Source organism: Sphingobium sp. FG125, assembly GCF_057809795.1.
This window is the reverse complement of sequence record NZ_JBMDKQ010000025.1, coordinates 22469-41966: the sequence shown is the minus strand read 5'-3', so window position 1 is coordinate 41966 and position 19498 is coordinate 22469. Positions and strand designations below refer to the sequence as shown.

23 protein-coding genes and 2 pseudogenes are annotated in these 19498 nt (G+C 59.0%); 10 read left to right on the top strand and 15 right to left on the bottom strand.

The window, feature by feature from the left end:
• Positions 1-14: 14 nt before the first annotated feature.
• Entirely contained in the window at positions 15-1049 is a 1035-nt protein-coding gene (locus ACODSR_RS18620; RefSeq protein WP_489078097.1) for an aldo/keto reductase, read from the bottom strand.
• Positions 1050-1137: 88 nt separating this feature from the next.
• On the opposite strand from ACODSR_RS18620, the gene ACODSR_RS18615 reads away from it, so the two are divergent.
• Positions 1138-2043 (top strand): LysR substrate-binding domain-containing protein, encoded by a 906-nt coding sequence (locus tag ACODSR_RS18615; RefSeq protein ID WP_489078096.1) that lies wholly within the window; start codon positions 1138-1140, stop codon positions 2041-2043.
• A 343-nt stretch (positions 2044-2386) separates the two neighbouring features.
• Here the strand turns inward: ACODSR_RS18615 and rutA are convergent, their stop codons facing one another.
• Genes rutA through ACODSR_RS18595 form a run of 4 tightly spaced genes read right to left on the bottom strand, consistent with a single transcriptional unit; the run spans position 2387 to position 5382 of the window.
• On the bottom strand, positions 2387-3460 hold the full coding sequence (gene rutA / locus ACODSR_RS18610; protein WP_489078095.1) for a pyrimidine utilization protein A: 1074 nt from the start codon (positions 3458-3460) through the stop codon (positions 2387-2389).
• Between the two features lie 5 nt (positions 3461-3465).
• Positions 3466-4248 (bottom strand): pyrimidine utilization protein D, encoded by a 783-nt coding sequence (gene rutD / locus ACODSR_RS18605; RefSeq protein WP_489078094.1) that lies wholly within the window; start codon positions 4246-4248, stop codon positions 3466-3468.
• Positions 4241-4624, bottom strand: coding sequence for a pyrimidine utilization protein C (gene rutC, locus ACODSR_RS18600; protein WP_489078093.1), 384 nt, complete (start codon positions 4622-4624; stop codon positions 4241-4243). The genes rutD and rutC overlap by 8 nt, the downstream gene beginning before the upstream one ends.
• The gene (locus ACODSR_RS18595; protein WP_489078092.1) at positions 4624-5382 is read right to left on the bottom strand and encodes an isochorismatase family protein; all 759 of its coding nucleotides are present in this window, start codon (positions 5380-5382) and stop codon (positions 4624-4626) included. Before ACODSR_RS18595 ends, rutC begins: the two co-directional genes overlap by 1 nt.
• Before the next feature lie 207 nt (positions 5383-5589).
• Between ACODSR_RS18595 and ACODSR_RS18590 the strand changes: the two genes are divergently transcribed.
• The 7 genes and pseudogenes from ACODSR_RS18590 (at position 5590) to ACODSR_RS18560 (ending at position 12953) form a co-directional block, all read left to right on the top strand.
• Positions 5590-6048: a helix-turn-helix domain-containing protein gene (locus tag ACODSR_RS18590; RefSeq protein WP_489078091.1), complete on the top strand. Its 459-nt coding sequence runs from the start codon at positions 5590-5592 to the stop codon at positions 6046-6048.
• Between the two features lie 12 nt (positions 6049-6060).
• The gene (locus ACODSR_RS18585) at positions 6061-6651 is read left to right on the top strand and encodes a PIN domain-containing protein (RefSeq protein ID WP_489078090.1); all 591 of its coding nucleotides are present in this window, start codon (positions 6061-6063) and stop codon (positions 6649-6651) included.
• A gap of 341 nt (positions 6652-6992) precedes the next feature.
• A pseudogene (locus tag ACODSR_RS18580) lies at positions 6993-7782 on the top strand (IS5 family transposase).
• 246 nt (positions 7783-8028) lie between these two features.
• Positions 8029-9585 (top strand): CehA/McbA family metallohydrolase, encoded by a 1557-nt coding sequence (locus ACODSR_RS18575; RefSeq protein WP_489078089.1) that lies wholly within the window; start codon positions 8029-8031, stop codon positions 9583-9585.
• Complete coding sequence (locus ACODSR_RS18570; RefSeq protein ID WP_489078088.1) at positions 9572-10738, top strand: T6SS phospholipase effector Tle1-like catalytic domain-containing protein; 1167 nt, start codon at positions 9572-9574, stop codon at positions 10736-10738. The genes ACODSR_RS18575 and ACODSR_RS18570 overlap by 14 nt, the downstream gene beginning before the upstream one ends.
• 56 nt (positions 10739-10794) lie before the next feature.
• Positions 10795-11676: a hypothetical protein gene (locus ACODSR_RS18565; RefSeq protein ID WP_489078087.1), complete on the top strand. Its 882-nt coding sequence runs from the start codon at positions 10795-10797 to the stop codon at positions 11674-11676.
• A gap of 287 nt (positions 11677-11963) precedes the next feature.
• Positions 11964-12953 (top strand): MarR family transcriptional regulator, encoded by a 990-nt coding sequence (locus ACODSR_RS18560; RefSeq protein WP_489078109.1) that lies wholly within the window; start codon positions 11964-11966, stop codon positions 12951-12953.
• A 22-nt stretch (positions 12954-12975) separates the two neighbouring features.
• Here the strand turns inward: ACODSR_RS18560 and ACODSR_RS18555 are convergent, their stop codons facing one another.
• From ACODSR_RS18555 to ACODSR_RS18545, 3 genes are all read right to left on the bottom strand, one after another.
• Positions 12976-13224, bottom strand: coding sequence for an excalibur calcium-binding domain-containing protein (locus ACODSR_RS18555; protein WP_489078086.1), 249 nt, complete (start codon positions 13222-13224; stop codon positions 12976-12978).
• Between the two features lie 150 nt (positions 13225-13374).
• The gene (locus ACODSR_RS18550; RefSeq protein ID WP_489078085.1) at positions 13375-13833 is read right to left on the bottom strand and encodes a hypothetical protein; all 459 of its coding nucleotides are present in this window, start codon (positions 13831-13833) and stop codon (positions 13375-13377) included.
• A 158-nt stretch (positions 13834-13991) separates the two neighbouring features.
• Positions 13992-14492 (bottom strand): hypothetical protein, encoded by a 501-nt coding sequence (locus tag ACODSR_RS18545; RefSeq protein ID WP_489078084.1) that lies wholly within the window; start codon positions 14490-14492, stop codon positions 13992-13994.
• 87 nt (positions 14493-14579) lie between these two features.
• Here ACODSR_RS18545 and ACODSR_RS18540 point away from each other — a divergent pair, with 87 nt between their 5' ends.
• Positions 14580-15251 (top strand): S24 family peptidase, encoded by a 672-nt coding sequence (locus ACODSR_RS18540; protein WP_489078108.1) that lies wholly within the window; start codon positions 14580-14582, stop codon positions 15249-15251.
• 5 nt (positions 15252-15256) lie between these two features.
• Here ACODSR_RS18540 and ACODSR_RS18535 read toward each other — a convergent pair whose 3' ends face one another.
• The 5 genes and pseudogenes from ACODSR_RS18535 to ACODSR_RS18515 form a co-directional block, all read right to left on the bottom strand.
• A complete protein-coding gene (locus tag ACODSR_RS18535) occupies positions 15257-15748 on the bottom strand; it encodes a JAB domain-containing protein (protein ID WP_489078083.1) in 492 nt (163 codons plus the stop codon).
• Positions 15708-16151 carry a hypothetical protein gene (locus ACODSR_RS18530; RefSeq protein ID WP_489078082.1) on the bottom strand — a complete coding sequence of 148 codons (444 nt, stop codon included), beginning with the start codon at positions 16149-16151 and terminating at the stop codon, positions 15708-15710. Before ACODSR_RS18530 ends, ACODSR_RS18535 begins: the two co-directional genes overlap by 41 nt.
• A 53-nt stretch (positions 16152-16204) precedes the next feature.
• The gene (locus ACODSR_RS18525; protein ID WP_489078081.1) at positions 16205-16570 is read right to left on the bottom strand and encodes a hypothetical protein; all 366 of its coding nucleotides are present in this window, start codon (positions 16568-16570) and stop codon (positions 16205-16207) included.
• Positions 16571-16963: 393 nt separating this feature from the next.
• Positions 16964-17191: pseudogene (locus ACODSR_RS18520) on the bottom strand (LuxR C-terminal-related transcriptional regulator); the annotation flags it as partial.
• Positions 17192-17252: 61 nt separating this feature from the next.
• Complete coding sequence (locus tag ACODSR_RS18515) at positions 17253-17462, bottom strand: hypothetical protein (RefSeq protein ID WP_489078080.1); 210 nt, start codon at positions 17460-17462, stop codon at positions 17253-17255.
• Between the two features lie 90 nt (positions 17463-17552).
• Here ACODSR_RS18515 and ACODSR_RS18510 point away from each other — a divergent pair, with 90 nt between their 5' ends.
• Positions 17553-17753 carry a DUF5818 domain-containing protein gene (locus tag ACODSR_RS18510; RefSeq protein WP_489078079.1) on the top strand — a complete coding sequence of 67 codons (201 nt, stop codon included), beginning with the start codon at positions 17553-17555 and terminating at the stop codon, positions 17751-17753.
• Between the two features lie 38 nt (positions 17754-17791).
• Here the strand turns inward: ACODSR_RS18510 and ACODSR_RS18505 are convergent, their stop codons facing one another.
• Both ACODSR_RS18505 and ACODSR_RS18500 read right to left on the bottom strand, forming a co-directional pair.
• Positions 17792-18043 carry a hypothetical protein gene (locus ACODSR_RS18505; RefSeq protein ID WP_489078078.1) on the bottom strand — a complete coding sequence of 84 codons (252 nt, stop codon included), beginning with the start codon at positions 18041-18043 and terminating at the stop codon, positions 17792-17794.
• Between the two features lie 285 nt (positions 18044-18328).
• The gene (locus tag ACODSR_RS18500; protein WP_489078077.1) at positions 18329-19498 is read right to left on the bottom strand and encodes a PepSY-associated TM helix domain-containing protein; all 1170 of its coding nucleotides are present in this window, start codon (positions 19496-19498) and stop codon (positions 18329-18331) included.

The window sequence follows — 19498 nt, the reverse complement described above, 5'->3', positions numbered from 1 at the left end:
GATGGCGCTCCCTTTCAAACCAGGGGCGGGTTCAGGCGGGCAAAGCCCTCCTGTTGATGATAGGGCGCATGGGGATAAGGTGGCATGCGATAGCTGGCGGCGTCCAGCGTCGCGGTCTGATCTGGCGTCAACGACCAGCCGACCGCACCCAGATTCTGGCGCAACTGCTTTTCGTTCCGCGCCCCGATGATGACAGAGGAGACGGTCGGACTCTGCAACAGCCAGTTCAGCGCGACCTGTGGCACCGTCTTGCCTGCCTCTTCAGCTATCACATCCAGCGCGTCGACCACCGTATAGAGATGCTCGTCCTCCACTGGAGGCGCGAAGGCAGCGGTTTCATGCAGGCGGCTACCTTCCGGCAGCGGATTGCTGCGCCGAACCTTTCCGGTCAGGCGCCCCCACCCGAGCGGGCTCCAGACCAATGCGCCCACGCCCTGATCGGCGGCCAGCGGCATCAGGTCGGCCTCATAGGCGCGCCCGACCAGCGAATAATAGACCTGATGCGCGACGAAACGTGGCCAGCCATGGCGATCGGCCGTGGCGAGCGCCTTCATCAACTGCCAGCCTGGATAGTTGGAAACGCCGACATGGCGCACCTTGCCCGCGCGAACCAGCATGTCGAGCGTGGCGAGCAGTTCCTCCACCGGCGTTGACGCATCGAAGGCGTGCAGTTGCAGAATGTCGATATAGTCGGTGCCGAGCCTTTCAAGCGAAGCGTCGACCGCGCGGATCAGGCGTGCACGGGACACCCCCCAGTCGTTCGGTTGCGCGCCCGTGGGCAAGCCCGTCTTGGTGGAAATCAGGACGGCGTCGCGGCGCCCCTTGATCGCTGCGCCCAGCACCTGTTCCGAAGCGCCATCCGAATAGATATCCGCCGTATCGAAAAGGTTGACCCCGGCCTCCAGACAAATGTCGACCAGCCGTCGCGCGTCCTGCGCATCGTTATTGCCCCACGCGCTGAACAGCGGACCGACGCCGCCAAATGTCCCTGCGCCAAAGCTGAGTGCTGGGACACGCAATCCTGACGCGCCGAGTTGCCGATATTCCATCTGCTGACCTTTCTAATGCCATGCCAGAACACAGATGGATTGCTATCCTGGACATGTGTAGGGTATCGCCAGGCAAGGGATTTTTGATTTGAACGCAAAGATAGTGCCTCATGCAGACCGCGCTCGCGCGCTGGAGATATTCGCGACGGTGGCGGCGCAAGGCAGTTTCTCCGGTGCGGGACGCCTGCTGGGCCTGACGCCCTCAGCCGTCAGCCGCGCGGTGGACCGGATCGAACAACGCCTCGGCGTTCGCCTCCTGCTACGGAGCACGCGTGCCTTGGCTCTGACGGCTGAGGGGCAGGCATATCTCGGTGCAGCGCGGCGCATTCTGGCGGATCTCGACGAAGCCGAACAGGGTATTGCCGATCAGGGCGCGCCGCGCGGCCGATTGCGGGTCAATGCGGCGCAGGCGCATGGTCGCCTCAGTATCGTGCCGCTGATCGGAGAGTTCGCCCGCGCCTATCCCCATATTCTCGTCGATATCAGCCTGAGCGATCAATTGGTGGACGTAGCTGCGGGGCAAGCAGACGTCGCCATCCGGTTCGGGCCGCTTGTCGACAGTCCATTGACCGCACGCAAGCTGGGGGAAAGCCGCCGCCTGATCGTCGCCTCGCCCGATTATCTGGCACGGCGAGGCACGCCGGTCGTTCCTGAAGACCTGCACGACCATGAATGCCTCAATTTCAATTTTCGCCGCGCCGAACCCACCTGGCCCTTTCGCAGGGACGGTCGCGATTATGCGCTCGCGGTGCGGGGCAACATCGAAGCGAACAACGGTGAGACGCTGGGGCAACTGGCGGCCCTGGGCGTCGGGATCGCGCGCGTCGGCGCCTTCAGCATCGCGGCGGAAATCGCTTCAGGTCGTCTGGTGCCCCTGCTGGAAGACTATAATCCTGGCGACATAGAAATAATCCATGCCGTTTTCGTGGGCGGCGCAAGCGTTCCGGCCCGCGTGCGTGTGTTCGTGGACTTTCTCGTCGCCCACCTCGCCTGATCCCGAAGGCGATGCTCCTGTCGCCGATCCTCCACGGGCGCCTCCCCAAATTAGTGGTTCGGCACAGCAAGCAACAGTGCGTCTGCCTTCAAATCGCTTCATCCGCGCGCGGTTTCTCAATCGGGCGGTCTTTTTCGGCGGCATCGGAGCGGCCAGAACCGCACGCACATTATCGAAAGCCGACCGGCCGAACTTGGGAATTCTGAACTATTTACTGAACGTCCAATAGGGGTCGATTCCGGAAGCGCCGGCGACGCGCCATTTTTTTCGGCACGACAGAACCTGTTGCCGAATGCGGCGGCATTAAAGCATGTGGAACGCCAAGTTCCATTTAGAAACCCGCTCAAAGTTGCGGTAAGCTCGCCCGGCTCTTCATCAGCGGCTGTATACGTGTTCCGAACGCTTCCACGCCTTCCAGGAAATCGTCGAAGGTCAGCAGCACGCCACCGGTGTTGGGCACTTCGGCCATTTCGTCGAGCATGCGCGCCACGCTTTCGTAGCTGCCGACCAGTGTGCCCATGTTGATGTTCACGGCGCCTTCCGGCGCGGCGAGTTGGCGGACGTTGGTGTCGGTGTTGACAGTGTCCCTGGCGCCCTGATCGGCCAGCCATGCGATGGCTTCGACATCGACGCCGTCATTATAGCGCCGCCATTTGGCCATGGCTTCCTCGTCTGTCTCAGCGGCGATCACCATGACCAGGACGAAGACTGAGACGTCGCGGCCTGTCTCCGCGGTGAACTTCGCCAGCCGATCGTTATTGGAAGCGAAAGCGGTTGGCGTGTTGACGCCCTTGCCAAGGCAGAAGGCGTAGTCCGCCCACTTGGCCGAGAACGCCAGTCCAGCGTCGGACGATCCCGCGCAGATGATCTTCATGTCCGCTTGCGGTTGCGGCCGGACGAGGCAATCGTCCATTTGATAATATTGGCCCTTGAAGTCCGAGCGCCCGCTTTCCCACAACTCGCGCAGTATGCGGGCATATTCGTCGAGCACGTCGTAGCGATTGCGAAAATGCTCGTCGCCTGGCCAGAGGCCCATCTGGGTATATTCTGGCGGCTGCCAGCCGGTGATCAGGTTGATCCCGAAACGGCCATGACTGATGCTGTCAATGGTATTGGCCATGCGCGCGGCGAAGGCTGGCGGAATGATCAGCGTGGGGCAGGTGGCGAAGATCTTGATCTTCTCCGTCACCGCTGCAAGGCCCGCCATCAGCGTGAAGCTCTCAAGGCCATATTCCCAGAATTGCGTCTTGCCGCGAAAGCCCCGCAGCTTGATCATCGAAAGCAGGAAATCGAGACCATATTTTTCCGCGCGCTGGGCGATCTCCTTGTTGAGATCGAAGCTCGGCAGATATTGCGGGGCATTCTCGCTGATCAGCCAGCCATTATTGTTGATGGGAATGAAAACGCCGACCTGCATGGACTTCAACTCCTGAGGAATACGAGAACGACGCGGTTGAAATTGTCAGGATCAGTAACGTTGCAGGCATGACCGCCCCAATCGAACGTGGCGGTCCGGGCCTGCGAAACCGGCTGGGCGAGATCGAGCGCGGTGGCGAACGGCACGAGGAAGTCGTCGCGAGTGGCAATGACGAGCAGATTTTCAAGCGCCGCCAGCCCCGCCGGACCGGGCATATAGGCCTGAACGGCGGTGATGCGCTTGGCCATCGTTTCGACGCCCGGAAAAGCCGCGAGATGGTGTTCGAGGTCAGCCGTCAACTCTTCGTCGTGAGCCGCAATCCAGTCGGGCGGATAGAGGAAAAGCGGCTGCGCTTCGAGAAAAGCCCGCTCGCCAGCGCCAAGCAGCAATGCGAGGCGGGCGGCGAAACAGCGCCTTGTATGGGGCGAGAGCAAGCGCCAGCCGTTGATGACGACCAGCCGGTCGATCCGCCCCGTTCGGATAGCGGTTTCGACGCCGATGGCTCCGCCCAGCGCATGGCCGATGACATGCGCGCGCTCGATATCGAGGGCATCCATGAGCAAGGTCATGTCGCTCGCCATGTCCTCGACCGATATAGTGTCGGCAAGCGCGCGGTCGCTGCGGCCGGTGCCGCGATGGTCATAGGCAATGACGCGGAAATGCTCCGCCAGCGCCGGGATATTCGGTGTCCAGTACCCCGCCGAGCCGCCAAGGCCGCTCGACAATATCAGCGGTGGCGCATCCGCGCTCCCATGGATTTCGTAGTAAAGCCCTGCCGCCTTAGCCAAGATGGGCGACCGAGGCGATCTCGACCAGGCAGTCGGGCTTTACCAGTTCGCACTTGATGCAGTAGCGCGCAGGTTTGTCGCCCGGAAAATACTCGGCATAGACCGCGTTGAAAGCGGCATAATCGTTGAGATCCTTGAGGAAGATATGGTTCATGGCAATGTCCGCCATGGTGCCGCCCGCCGCCTCGACGGTGATCCTGATGACGTCCAGCACATGGCGCGTCTGCGCGGCTGCATCGCCCACATGCAGTACCGTGCCGCCCTCGCCCAGCGCCAGCACGCCCGACACATACACCGTGTCGCCCGCCTTGGCACCGGCTGAATAGGGAGCGATGGGCTTGGGGAACTGCGGCGGATTGATCGGTTCGAAAGGCATCAGGCCTCCTTCTTAGGCAGTTGGCCGACAGCGGTGCGGAAATCGGCGACACTGCTTACCCAGCCAAAGAATGTCTCGACATTGTAGAGGCTGGCTTCGCGGGTGAAGTCCGGCCCCAGATGATGCACGGCGTCCTCCAGCAGCACGCCGAAATATTCGAGGTGGAAGCCGTCACGCAGGGTCGATTCGACACAGACATTGGTGGCGATGCCGGTGAAGATCAGCGTGCGGATGCCGCGTGCCCGCAGCACGGAATCGAGCTGCGAGTTGAAGAAGGCCGAATAGCGCGGCTTGTGCACCCGCAGGTCACCCTCCTGCACATGCAAACCATCCACAAGGTCATAGTCCCATCCACCGCGTGCTAGGAACTTACCGGCCAGCTCTGGTCGCGCCCGCATGGTCTTGAGCGCATTGGATTTGTGCCAGTTTGGCGAGAGCGCCGTGCCTGCCTCGGCATAGTGGGAATCCCAGCCATTCTGCAGGAACACCACCGGCATACCCGCTGCGCGCGCCATATCGACGACTTCGACAATCTTTGGAATCACACCAGCCGCCGGGCCGATATCGAAGCCAGCCTCGTCCACATAGCCCCCCTCGCTGGCATAGGCGTTCTGCATATCCACGACGATGACCGCCGTCGTCGCGGCATCGAGCCGGATCGCTTCAGGGCGTGCCGACAAGACCACGGAGGGGCCGGAACGCGAAGGGGCTGGATCGACGATGACTTCGTTCACCCGCGCAGGATTGAGCAAATGCATCCGGTGGTCAAGCGGGGTGCGCTCATTTGCTCGACCAAACCAGAATGACTATTGTTAACCATTAATTGCCCTGGCGACCAAAGCTGACCGACGGCTCCTGAAAGCTAAAAATCGGTTGCTGAGTGTCTTGAAGGGTCGAGTTTCACAACCATGTTGCGTTTATTGCGAATATTCGCTATTGAATAATGCCATCTGCGGAGAAAACTGATGACCTTGCCAGCCAATGCCTTGCCTCTTGGCAACAGGTTGCCCTCTGCCGACGATCGGCAGATCGCTAACCAGCTTCGCCGGATCCTCGCCTCGCAGAAGGACGGTGCGGCCAAGCTGCGGGTGCCCGATCCGAAGACTAGGAAACCAGTCGAGATCACGCTGACTCCGGCGATGTCGGACCTGTTCCTGGAACTGCTACGTCACATCGGTAGTGGTGATGCCGTCACGCTGGTGCCAATCCAGCAGATGCTGACGACGCAGCAAGCAGCAGACCTGCTCAACATGTCGCGCCCGTACCTTATCAAGCTCATCGAGAAGGGCGATATCCCGCACAGCATGGTGGGGCGGCACCGGCGTCTTAAGGCTGAGGACGTATTCGCCTACAAAACTGCGCGCGACAAAATCCGATCGAAGGCGATGGACGAACTGATCGCAGACGGCGCAGACCTCTATTGATCTGACTCAACCATGTTCGCCAATCGATACACCGCACTGGTTGATGCCTGCACACTGGTCAGCGCTCCGCGGCGTGACCTGCTCCTCACCTTGGCCGACGCGGAATTCTTTCGTGTGCGATGGTCGCAGCGCATCCTCGATGAAACGCGTTCTGCGCTGGGCAAGATCTTTACCGAGCGCAAAATCGAGAGCGCGTCCGCGCGAGCGGGCCGATCAGTCGATGCCATGCATCGCGCGTTCCCCGAAGCTCTGGTAGAGGCACATGCATCCGTCGCGGCCATGACATTCGGTCTGCCGGATCCCAAGGACGAGCATGTTCTGACAGCTGCGGTCCAGACCCAGGCACAAGCTGTCGTGACGGAAAACATCAGCGATTTTCCGGCAAGAATTCTCGCACCACTAAACTTGGAAGCGCGAACTGCCGACGAGTTCATTGCCGATACCATCGCGCTCGACGAAGGCAAGGCGGTTGCAGCGATCCGAACTCTGCGCGTTCGGCTGAAGCGTCCCGAAATGTCGGCAGAAGATTACCTACGGTCGCTAGAGGCCCATGGGCTGTTCGTCACCGCTTCGATCCTGAGTGGCCACGCCGATTCCATCTGAAGGGTTTTTCCAGTGCGCCGCTAGGTTTGCTGACAGTCCGCTCCCAAGCATCGAAAATTAACAGTTGGATGGCGGAAATGGGTCGACATCGGTAGGCTGCCATTGGACAAGACCGCCACTTCCAGCCTCCTCAGTGAACGACGGCTTCGGCGGGAAGGAAAGCCGAGATCATCCTCCAAGCTTGCATCGTAATCGGAAAGGTTCAAGTTTTAGAGCCATACCCGAGAGTTGTTGAGCAATAACAGCATGTTGTGATTCATCCATCTTTGCGACAAGATGGAGTGAATGGTGGCATTGCCCGGCGGGTGCATAGTCGGGAGGGAGTGCGATATCCATCGGATATGACGGACACGGAGTGGGCGCTGGCAGCGCCATTTGTTCCACCGGCGAGGCGAGGTGGCCGACGCCGGACTACCGACATGCGCGAAGTTCTGAACGCGATGCTTTACATCGCGGCAAGCGGGTGTGCGTGGCGGCTTCTGCCGAAGTGTTTTCCTCCGGTATCAACGGTGCGGCGCTATTTCTATGCTTGGCGCGATGCCGGTCTGTTTGACGCGATCAACATGGTGCTGGTCATGAACCTACGGGAGATTGAAGGGCGTGAAGCTTCACCCAGCGCCGGAGTGATTGACAGCCAATCGGTCAAGACCACCGAAAGTGGCGGAATTTCGGGCTATGACGCGGGCAAAAAGGTGAAAGGCCGGAAGCGACATATCCTGACCGACACCTGTGGCTTCCTCATCTTCATCCTCGTACACGCCGCCGATATTCAGTATCGAGATGGGCCGTCGATGTGTTGGCAGCCATTCGCAAGCGGCTTCCCTGCCTGCGACACATCTTTGCGCATGGCAGCTACGCTGGCGACAAGCTGCGATCCGCTTTGGTTGGCATGGGCAAATTGACGATCGAGCCGAAGGCCAGCGAAGCTAAATCATCAAGCGATCGGACAAGGCGAAAGGCTTCCAGGCGCTGCCCCGCAGATGGGTGGTCGAACGGACTTTTGCCTGGCCCGGGCGCTGTCGTCGGCTCGCGAACGACTGGGAGAGATCCATCGCCTCGTCAACAGTTTGGGTCCTCATCGCCTCAATCCGCATGCTCACACGCAGAACTGCAAGATATTGTCAGAATTGAAAAAATTCCCAATCCGGCTCTTATAGGCGGAGATATATTTCGCGGATCGAGTATCCTTGCCGTCGAAAAATTGCCGGTAGGCAATTAAGATCATTTATTTGAGAAATATTCATCGTCACAATTCGACCACTTACTAATGAGTTTCGTCCATTTTGGATAGATGTAACATCAAAGTAATTTTCCGCTGTTGTTGATCGCGAGCATCCGCATTAAGATCAGGAATCGTTGCTTTGCGGGAGGGGCGGAGTGGACATAGACATCCTATCGTTCAGATGGTTGATGGCCGCATCAATCGCCTCCGTTTGTCCGGCAGCGGCACAAACTGGCGATGTTCGTTTTGGCAATCTGCACGCGCACACGTCTTATAGCGATGGGAGCGGAACACCTGCTGAAGCCTATGCTATGGCCTGTGAGGCCGGTCTCGATTTTTTCGCCATTACAGAGCATAACCATGACAAGGCTGATGGCTCGGGCGATCGAAAAGATGGCCTGCTGATCGCGACCAAGCCAGCATTATATCGCTCCGCTCCCGATTCTTTGATTGCCATGGCCAACGCTGCTGACCGTCCGGGACAGTGTGTCACACTGTTCGGTCAGGAATTCTCAACCATTTCGAGCGGCAATCACGTCAACGTCTTTGACGTTGACCATGTTATCGACGTCAAAAATGGTCAGTTTGACCTTCTTCTGGCGTGGCTCGAAGCGCATCCTGACGGCGCAGGCGCATTGCCCCTGGTGCAGTTCAATCATCCCGAAACCGGCAAGCGGGCACTTAAAGATTATGGACGCGACGATTTTTCCAACGATGAAGTGCAATGGGTGCAAGCCATGGCACCGCATGTGTCGCTCATCGAACTATTGAATGCGCCCGCTCTGCGGGATGGCCGAGATCAGCGCACGAGCGTCAGGGAAGGTCAGTATTTCCGTTACCTCAACCTCGGCTTCCATCTTGCGCCCAGCGTAGGCCAGGATAATCACTATCGCAATTGGGGCGTGTCCACCGATGCCCGCGTAGCCGTCATCGCTCCTGACTTTTCCAGGCGCGGAATCATTCAGGCCCTGCGTATGCGACACGCCTATGCGACCGAAGACAAAAACCTCCGTGTGATTTTCCGATCCGGCGACGCCTTGCAGGGCGATGTCGTCAGTTTCGCAACGCTCGGAGCCGAATTGCCCCTGACCGTTGAGATTGAGGACGGCGATGAGCCGGACGCGACTTACCGGATAGATGTGTTCAAGGATGTTGCGGGCGGCAAGCCAGCCAGCGCGCCCACCGAAACGTATGAACTGACCGGGAACCAAGCGATTCCAGTATCGCTCGAAGGTATCCGCCTTGAAGCATTTGGCGAATATGTGCTGCTTCGCATCACTCAACTGAGCAATCAGGACGAGGATCACGCGGAAAATGACCGCCTGTGGACAGCGCCTATCTGGTTCGAAAGCTTGGCCTTCCACCGCCACAGGGATGAGCAGCCAAAACTGAGAATAGTCAAACTGCTGCCTGATCCACAGGGCGACGATTTAATTGGCGAACAGATCACGCTCAAAAATAGCGGGCAGGCGGCGCTGGATATGGCCGGTTGGCGGGTCCGTGACCTCGCCGGGAATGTCTGGATGCTCGATGGCCTGATTGAGCTGTTACCAGGGGAGGAAAAGACCATGCTCCGCAACGGCCAGCCGATGTCACTGAACAATGGAGGCGATGAAATCGAACTGGTCGCACCTGACGGCACGGTACTGCAGACTATGGCCTACGGCGCGGTCACCACCAATCAGGAGGTGGTGGAAAGTGGCACAAACTGACCGTGACGAAACTCCGGCTGGCCGCAATCTGATCATTCTTTGTGATGGCACAGGCAATGAGCTGGGGCGCAATCTTTCCAATGTGTTGAAGCTTTTCCGGATTGCGGAGAAGGGCAAGCGTCAGCTTGTTTACTATTCACCCGGTGTCGGCACGGTTGGACGGATCAACCCTTGGCGGCGTGTGCGCCAAAAGCTCGTCGAAATCGTCGGACTGGCGACCGGCTATGGCCTCGACGACAATATATTGGGTGCCTACCGTTTTCTCGTGGAAAACTGGCGGGAAGGAGATTGTATCTACCTTTTCGGCTTTAGCCGCGGAGCCTGGACGGTGAGAGTTCTGGCAGGGTTTGTGCATCTGATCGGCCTGCTGCGACCAGAACAACTCAATATGTGCGATAGTGCCTTGGGAACCTATAAGCGCGCGGCTGCGGAGGATGACCTACCACTCGCTTGGCATTTTGCGCGCGTGATCGGCGCCCGGCGGGTTTCCATTCATTTTCTTGGCCTTTGGGACACGGTGGCGTCGGTTCTGGTGCCGCGACCAGACCGTGGGTGGATTCCCAGCCTCGAAACCCTGCCATACACGCGGACCAATCCATCTGTCGCAATTGTCCGCCATGCCATGGCGCTCGATGAACGCCGTCGCATGTTCCGGGTCGCCCCATGGAATGCACCACAGGACTATATCGCCAATCCCTTTGATGATGATGCCAAAGTCGCACAAGATATAGAGCAACGCTGGTTTCCCGGCGTCCATTCCGACATCGGCGGTGGCTACAAGGAAGAAGAAAGCGCCGTTTCCAAATTGGCGTTGATCTGGATGGTTGACGAAGCTGTCCATGCGGGGCTGCGGATCAATAAACCCATGTTCCGGCATCTGGCATGGGGCGAAGCGAGGCCCGGTAGCAAGCATGTCTATGAGCCGCCAAATGCAGCTGGTCCCATCCACAATTCCCTTGGCTGGGGCTGGTGGCCGTTGGAATTGCTGCCAAAGCTCAGCCGCTTCAAGGAATGGAAAAGACGACCATCCTTGTTCGGCTGCTATTGGCCATTGGGTGAGCCAAGGATTGTGCGGCCCGGCGAACAGATGGATCCGTCGATTGCGACGCGCAGCGCCACCATACCAGGCTACCAGCCCGTGAACGTACCATAATTACAAAACCAGGAAGACCGCGACCCCTTTCACCTTAATCAGATGAAGGTAAGAAATTGGACCCCGATATCAAAAAGCATCTGGATGATATCGTCATCATCGTGACTGTCGCCTTGTCTTTCCTGGCCGCGATTATCTTCGCTGTCATGATGAGTCGCGGACAATTTTTCCCGCCGACGCTGTTGGCGATGTTGCTGGGAATCTCTGTGTCCGCTCTTACCTATCGGTTTCTGGGTGGAACCGATGGCACGAAATTCTCGATCGGCTTGTTGGGCTTGGGCGGTTCGGCGGCCCTCTTGCTCGGCACTACCTGGTTCGTGGGCGATCGTCTGAAAGACGAATTCAAAATATATGACGATTCAACCTCTTATCGAAACGAGATTGCTAAGCTCACCAACACTGTCTCTGAACGTGACGATCGTGTCTCCCGTCATGAAAACACGATTGCTGACCTCGAAGGCAAGTTGCAGAAATTTCCTGCCGCGCAAACAGAAGTCAGCCTGTCCGCCATCAAGAAGATGAAGCCTAATGATGAACTGATCGGGGCGATCCGTCGCATGTACAAGGCTCGCGAATATCCGTTCGTCGAAACACTGAAGAGTCAGCCTGCCCGAATAGCTGTGGTCGGCACGATCGGTGAGAGAGCTCTCTACAACATATGCCGGGACACCCATTCCAAACTCTATGATGGTGGATTTTCCAATAGCTGGGTGATGGTGTCCCGTTCACTGGGCGCAAATGGCGAATTGGCGAGCGAGACGCTCGATCGTGCAGGATTCATCGACGAAGACGTTTGCACCAACGCGCAGCGGCAATTCGACATCCAGATTGGCTGCGGCACTGCCCAAAAGCTTTTCGCAGACAAGGTGACCAGTTGCGCCGAAACGGTCGGGTTACGCGGCAATATGCTGACGATCTCAGCTCTGCCCTCCGACTGAAGAAAGCCAGCAGACGACGAGGTTTGAGGCAACAATGTCGGTCGATCTTCAAGGCGTCCCTACGTCTGAATCGAATGCTTCGTCGGGCATTTGGAGCATTGGACGATAGACTATGCCTTTGATGGCGCTGCTTTCGGAGCGATAGCCTCTAACGCTGTTTCCCAGTCAGTCACGGACCACTGCACCTGACGATGTGAATTGCCTCCATATTGGATCAATTTGTAGCTGGGTATCGCCAAGGTTATTCGGCACAGATCACCGCCGAGGCAGAAGGAGAACACATTGTGATGGTCGAACCCTTTCCGCGCCATCTCGCCGCCGCCCTAAATGCGAACGACATCGCCTCTCGCTTGCTGGTCATTGCCGACGACGCTGATCTTGGTGATTTGGGAGCGATGGCAGCTGCAGCAGGGTTGCGCTTACTGGGTGTTGTTTCATTCGAGCAAGCGCCGTCACGGCTCGCCATGCAGGCGGATTGCGACATCATTTTACTGATTTGTCCAAATCCCTGCTCCGATCTGGAGCAGCATCTTGCTCTGGTGGAAAGGATGGCGCTTCAAAACAATATCGCCGTCATCTTACTGTCCAGCCTGGACACTCTGGACGACACATTCGCAGCGGTTCACAGTCCCCGAACACAAATACTCTGCGCGCCCGACGGTGTCGATTTGGCGACGGCTCTTTTGTCGGCCGCCCAAAGCCACTCGCCTCCCCGGCACTTTCATGATGCAGCACGAGAGAATGAAGAAACCAGATTGAACCGCCTCAGTGAGGAGGTTGGTCGTCTTGCGCGAACCATCGAGGCGCTAACGGATCGTCATATTGCGAAGCCGTCTTTTCCTGCTAGTCCGCGCATTTCCGATCGACCGAGCGACTATATTGGCTTTCCCGCGCACCGCCAACCAACGTCAGAGCCGCAGCCGCATTCCCTTGCGGACGTGACGACCAATCAGGTTCGAGATCTCCTTCGCGCCCGTCGGGCGCGTGCCGATTTCTTGCCAGGCGACTTATTTGCCGATCCCGCTTGGGATATGTTGCTCGACCTGTTAGCCGCGCGTCTAGACCAAGTCTGTGTGTCGGTTTCCAGTCTTTGCATTGCATCGTGCGTGCCGCCTACCACGGCGTTGCGCCATATCCGCACTTTGGCCGATAAGGGGCTGATTGCACGCCAGCCTGACCCCCATGATAGCCGCCGCATCTTCGTGGTGCTGACAGACAGGGCGGCAGACAGGCTGGCGCAGTGGTTCCATGCCAGCCGTCCACTTCTCAAGATCTAGCGCTCGCATTGCCTGGGAAAAGCTACTCGCACGCGATGCCGTCACCGTCCCGGTCGAGCCGTCTGGAATAGCCAGCATCACCGCTTCGTATAGGGGCAGCGCCCGCTGCCCGGGCCTCGCTGCAGTTGCTGAATGATGCGCTGCCAGAATAGGTCGAGGAACGAGAATTGCCCGTTGTCCGGCGGCGGTAGGCTTTGCGGGCTTTGCGTCGGCGCGCGAGCAGCGCGGCATCTGTGCTGCACAAAGCCAGGGCAAATAGGCCCAGCAACATCCCTCGTCGCCCCGTCTCCATGGCTATCGCTCTCCCCGGAATCAAACTGACTTACGGCCACGCCACCGCAATTTTCCCAAAATCCAGTCCAAATTGGATCAAAAGAGATAGTCGCGATCGCCTTTCAGGCATTTGCCCATAAACGGGGAATCAGTGCGTAGAAGCCCGAGCCATCGGTTCAGCGCCATCGCCGCTTGCCCTGGTGGAAGAGGGGACAGAAGCAGGAAGCGGTGGACCATCGACATAGCCTGTAAATGTATCGCCCGCTTTGAGCCGCGCGCTGTCGCCACCGGTCAATAAGCCCAGGAGGCCAAAACCCACGACCGCCAGCACGACACCAGCGCCGTTCCCATCACCCCGATCAGCATAGTCTCCGCGCAGGGGAATATGGCCGAGCGGCAGGTCCAGATAGAGGAGCTTCGCGCCCAGACGCCCTCCCTTGCCGACCGCACCATTTTGCTCAACATTGGCTATTTCGCCCCAGGCAGTCGCACCCTCCGGTACCACCGGGACACCGTTGATATAAATCGGCTCGTCCACGCGCAGTTTGAAACGGTCGCCGACCCGCGCTGTACGGCTGTTGATTTCTCGAAGGACCATCAAACGCACGGGCGTGCCAGTTGGCAGCAATGGCGTGGCAGCGATGGGCGATGCGGATGGATCAGCGGTAACCGACGATGGCATTTGAGCCGTCGGTAACAGCGTAGCCGCTGGTGGCGCGACCGCCCCTGCTGCGGAGACAGCCAGCGCCAGAGCAAAGGGGAGCATCAATTGCCCGCTGCTGCCTCAGGGGCGGCAGCTTCCAGGAATTTGATGGCTACGCCGGTAGCGCTGCTCGATCCCCAGCTCATGGCCGTCACATGGGCATCACCATATTGCGCCTTGATCACGGCATCCGCGCCTAATTTCTCGCCACGTTCCCACAATTCGCGATAGATTTTTTCCTGACTGGGTGCCTTGCTGAAAATCGTCGCCTTGCGCACGCCCGCCTTTACCTCGCCCAGCACCTTATAAGGACGATCCGTAATGTCGTAAGGGAAGACCGGGACACCCACTTCCTCATTGACCATCACATGGTGTTTGCCCGCTGGTGCCGCGACCAAAACCTGCGTCGGTACCACGACAGCCGCCGCAAGCGCGGCAGCGAATACCATCTTCATTTTCATAAGCATCCCCCCAATAGGCGGCGGAAGATTGCAGCCGCCATGGAACTGGTCAAGCGAGACTTGAATGAATTGATCCATTGACGAATGATGATCGTTGCCCATCAACGAGACCCAATGCCGTGGCGCCTTTCGACAGCCCGAAGAATTTCGTATCATCGCCCAGCCCCGCGTCCTGCCGACATGGGATTTATGGAGACAAAGGCATTGAGTGACGAGGTCCGCCAAACGCTCCAGCAGTTGATCCATGAACGCGGCGAATCTTACGCCAGTCTTTCCAATTTGCTTGGCCGCAACCCGGCCTATCTCCAGCAGTTCATGACGCGCGGCACGCCCCGAAAGCTGCATGAGGAAGATCGAGACATTCTCGCCCGCTACTTCGGCGTGTCAGAGGCGTTGCTCGGCAAAACGTCAGATCAAGGATCGAGCCTCGCCAGCAAGGAGCAAGCGACCGTTCCCATACCGCGCCTCGCTCTGGGAGCCTCAGCTGGTGCCGGTTCTCTCCCCGAAACGGAACGGTTGTCAGGAGCGATGACCTTTGATGCCCGCTGGCTCCGCCGCCTGGGCGTCAATCCCCAACAGGCCTCGATTGTGAGCGTCGAGGGAGAATCCATGTCGCCTACCTTGTTGCCCGGCGATGACATTCTGGTCGATCACGCCGATGCCGCTACCCGGCTACGCGATGGCCTCTATGTGCTTCGGCTCGACGGGGCGCTCCTGGTCAAGCGTCTGACTATGGGGCCACGGCGGGGACGGTTCAATGTGCTGAGCGATCATGCCCAATATCCCGACTGGCCAGATGTTGACCCGTCCCTGGTCGCGATCGTTGGTCGCGTCATATGGGTCGGCCGGGCATTGAAATAGTCGGCCTACATCAGCCCCTCGGCTCGAAAGCTGAAATGTCGATCCTTTGCGAAAATGACATGGTCATAGGCAAAGACGCCCAGCGCCTTCCCGATTGCGCACAGGTGACTGGTAAATTGCACGTCGGTTCGCGAGGGCGAAGGATTTCCGCTCGGATGATTGTGGGCCATGATCAGACGGGTCGCACCCTGATTGAGCGCGTTGTGAAACATATCGCGCGTGTTGATTTCCACGCGGTCATGTTCGCCTGCAAACCATTGATGCCCGACCGGCACCGCGTCCTGGTAGAACAGGAAGTGACATTCCTCCAACTGGGCCGCCTTGAGGCGGACCGCCACCGTGGGAAGCAGGTTGGTGGAAGCTGGTGTGGAAAGCGGATGGGATGTTTCGTCCACCAGACTGAGAGACGCTACAAAAGGTGGAGTGCCGGGAGGAACCCGCCAACCGCTTGTGATCTCAGCCGGAAGAATTGTCCGTTGGTGGAGTGCTTCCGCCATGGGAAATGCCTGCCTTCTGGTCCAGCATGATCCCCAATGTCATGGATATGAGCACGGGGATGCTCCAGACGCCGATAATCCCGTGATAGACGGGATAGGGAATGGGAGGGCCGAACTGAATAGCCAGATGGCCAGCCACCGACACGCCATGGAGACCCATGACCCAGACGGGCCAATAGCGCCGACTAGTGAGGCTAAGCCGCCAGAAGGCGACCAACAGGGCCATGTCGACTAGCATCAGTGGCCAGCGTGCCGCGAAGGCAAGCGTCACCGCTCGCGTCAGGAGAACCGCTGCGACCATGAGGCCCACGGCGATCCTGGCATCTCGCCCGCCCGCCACGACTGAGTAGACGCAGCTTAAGAAGAGCAGGGCAAAAAAGAGCTGCAAGACAATGGTAGGCATCAAGTCGATGCCGACCACCAGAGCGTCACGCCGTCAAGTCCCTCCCATGCGGATTACTGCTCCATAACGGGCGCGGTCGCGGCTTCGATACGCGTTGCCATCGCGACTGGCGTCTTTTGCGCGTCGTCCATCCAGCAACCAAAATCATAGACATCCAGATTGCTGCCTGTCTTGATGGAAACCAGGGTGCGTTGCGCCTGAACCATATCCGCCCGGCCATCCACGACCTTGGCGATGCCATCAGCGAGCGACTTCAACACCCGCTGCGAACGGGCGGGCGGCAATTCCGAACCAGCGCAGGCCTCAATGAAATCGGTGGCCAAGCGGGCCGCGTCGTGGACGGCGCGGTCGAGACTGTCAAAGGCGGAACGGACATCGCTGGCAACGGTCTGACCTGCGGCCTGAGTGAATTTGGGCATAGCTTCTCCTTCGCGCCAATCGGCGCGCTTTTGCAATCGGGAGTTGGTCGAAGATCAGGTGAGCAGGCTGATAATGCCCTGCACGATCGCTACGATGGCCATGAGCGTCATCGAACCAATGAGGCCGATTTGCGTGCCGCTCAAAAACTTGCCAGCGGACGTTAGATCATTCGGCTTTCCTCCCAGGGGCGGTAGATGAATGAGCCGTCGGGAGGTTTGGACCAGACCGGTGGCTCGCCGACTGTCATCCGTAAAAATACCTATGTCGGCAACGGCTTCCGGTTGCGATAGTAATCGTTGCGATAGGTCTGTTCCGACGTCTGCTCCTGCCTGGGAGGGATTGGCAGGGGGCCTTTCGGTCGCTTCCAACGCCAAAAACCGACGTGCGGCAACCCGGCGATCGGACGTGTCAAATAGCGGTAGGACGGCAGAAATATATGTGTCGACGGTATGGTGTGAGCATCCGATCTTCTGGGCTATTTCCTTCGATTGCAAACCTTGGGCGACGAGGCGCAAACATTCTTTGTGAAGGTCCGTAAGCCGGACAACGGATGAAAAGGACAGGTCATCTGATGATGACGGAGCCGCTGAAAGACTAAGGCGGTCAGTCCGCAAAGCCATTTTGATCCCTCTGCTGAATTGCCCCTCCACAGGCGCTCAGATCGTGAACCATATATTCAGCTTAGCGGGTTTCGCGCAATGGTTCTCCGCGATCGAGGAGTGTCTTCAGCAAGGTGACCTCGCGGTTGAGCTGTTTCAGATCGTCAACCATAGACTGGATGAGCTGGTCGCACGGGTTCGGCTCGGCGGCGGCTATGAGGGATTCGAGCATCTCGGCATCGATATGATTCGTTGGGGGCATGGATGGCATGACCGTTGCGCCGATACGCAATCCGACTGGCCGGACCGAGTCCAATCCGCTCCGATATGAAGGGGAACGGGATGGGTTGCCAAGCCACGGCTTGGTCGGCATCTTCTGGTCATGCCCAAAGGAACGCGCGAGGAGCTGACCGGCCTGTTACTGGCAGGCAATATTTACCCCGTCCTTCGGATGGCCGATGGCGGTGAGTGGCGGCTCGACATCAATCAGCGCTACCGACATTTCCTTGGCCAAAGGGTGCGTGTAACCGGCCTCCGCTCTGGTTTCGACCTGTTGGACGTCGAAAGCATTGCCTTTGGCTAGAGCACTCCCCCGATTAACCGTGACGTGCCCCCCGCCTTTCATTTCCGCGGCAACCGGAGACCGACCGGTGTTGTTGCGCATGCGCGGCGTTGCTGTTCGAGTTCGGCAGCAAACGAGGCCGGTGTTGCTCGACCGAGCCAAGGGTGTTTCACCCCATGGACGAAGGCATCATGCAAATGGCGAAATTCGAGAAAGGCACGGCGCTGATCCGTACTGCCTATGACGGGTTGTTCGGTGAAGTAGATGACGTGCGGCAATGTGTCGATCGGATTGCTGATGCGCTTAATCAAAGGCCGCTCGACGAACGCATATACTTTCGGGTTGAGCGCAGGTGCGACCCAGCATTACTGGCGGTCCGATCTATTTGTGATGAGACAAACGCCTTGTCATCATTTCCCGTGGTCGAGCGTCATGAGACGCCCCTAGGCAGCTTTCCCGAAGCTCCGTCGCATGAAGCAGCGATGGCTTCCTGCTGCCCCGAAATCCCCGTGTTACAACGCCAATGGGAAAGCGGAAGGACCGCACCTGGGGAGAAAAAACCAGTGCGTGAACGTCGCATAAGGGTCGAACTTCCTTCAACTCGCTCCCCCAATCGCCCCCGGCGTCAGGATCAGGGTGAGCAGGATCAGGGCTATGCCAATATATCCCCAGGCACCCATGCCCTGCCAGGCGATCTTCATGCTGGCGGTATCGGATCGCGTCGCTCGGGCCAGCCGCATTGCGTAGATCATCGTGCCAGTGACGGCCATCGCCGTCAGCAGCGCGCCAAACAAGAACCAGACGGCTTTGGTCCACAGGCCCCCGAACGTGCCAAAATGCAGCGGATCGGCCATTTCTGAGATGCGCTGATGCGCGCTTAAGGCGCGTCCATCCAACTGCGTGACCACCCGCGACGTAGCCGGATCGACGACCACTGCGTTGGCGCGATCGCGCACCAGCCAGGCGGAGGACTGGCCCAGGAAGATGACGCCGTTGTCGGGCGTGAAGCGGATTTCTCGAATATCGAGCGCAGGATCGGCGCGGCGCGCGACGGCGACCAGCCGGTCCAGCGCGGCCCCGGTCGGCATCGCACCAGCCGCCACCTCCGGCAATTTGGGCACCTTGGCGTTTCCGCCCAATGTTTCCACCAGATACCATAGGCCCGTCAGCGTGATCAGCGCCACGAACCACAAGCTCCACAAGCCCATCAGGCGATGCAGGTCGCCCGTCATCCGCCGCCCGTCGCCGCCGCGCGGCGCTCGGAAGAAGCCGCGCCACCATTTCTTGTAGGTGACGATGCCCGACACCAAAGAGGCCGCTAGCAGCAGGGCGAGCGAGCAGACGATCGGTATGCCGATCTTTGTCGGCAGCATCAGGTGCCGATGGGCCTGTCGCAGGAAACGGTGGACATTGGCCCAGCTATGCCGGCCGGTGGCTTTGGCCGTCCAAGGGTCGACATAGACCCGCTCCGGTGCCCCTTTGCCGCGACTGACCCAGGCCTCCACCGTGAACCAGGGGTCGATCGGCGCATAGAGCGTCTGGAGCCGGGCCTCCGGTGTGGCGCGGGCCGCTGCCTGCGCCCACGCCCCCCAAGACGCAACGGGTTCCGACCGGGGCGATACCCGCATGGCGGGCGTCGCCAGCCAGTCGATTTCATGCGCGAACACGGCGAAGGTGCCCGTCGCCAGGATGAAGGTCAGGAAGATCGACAGTTTCAGACCGATCCAGCTATGCACCACCCACCAGAGCGATCGGCCCTTTTTCAC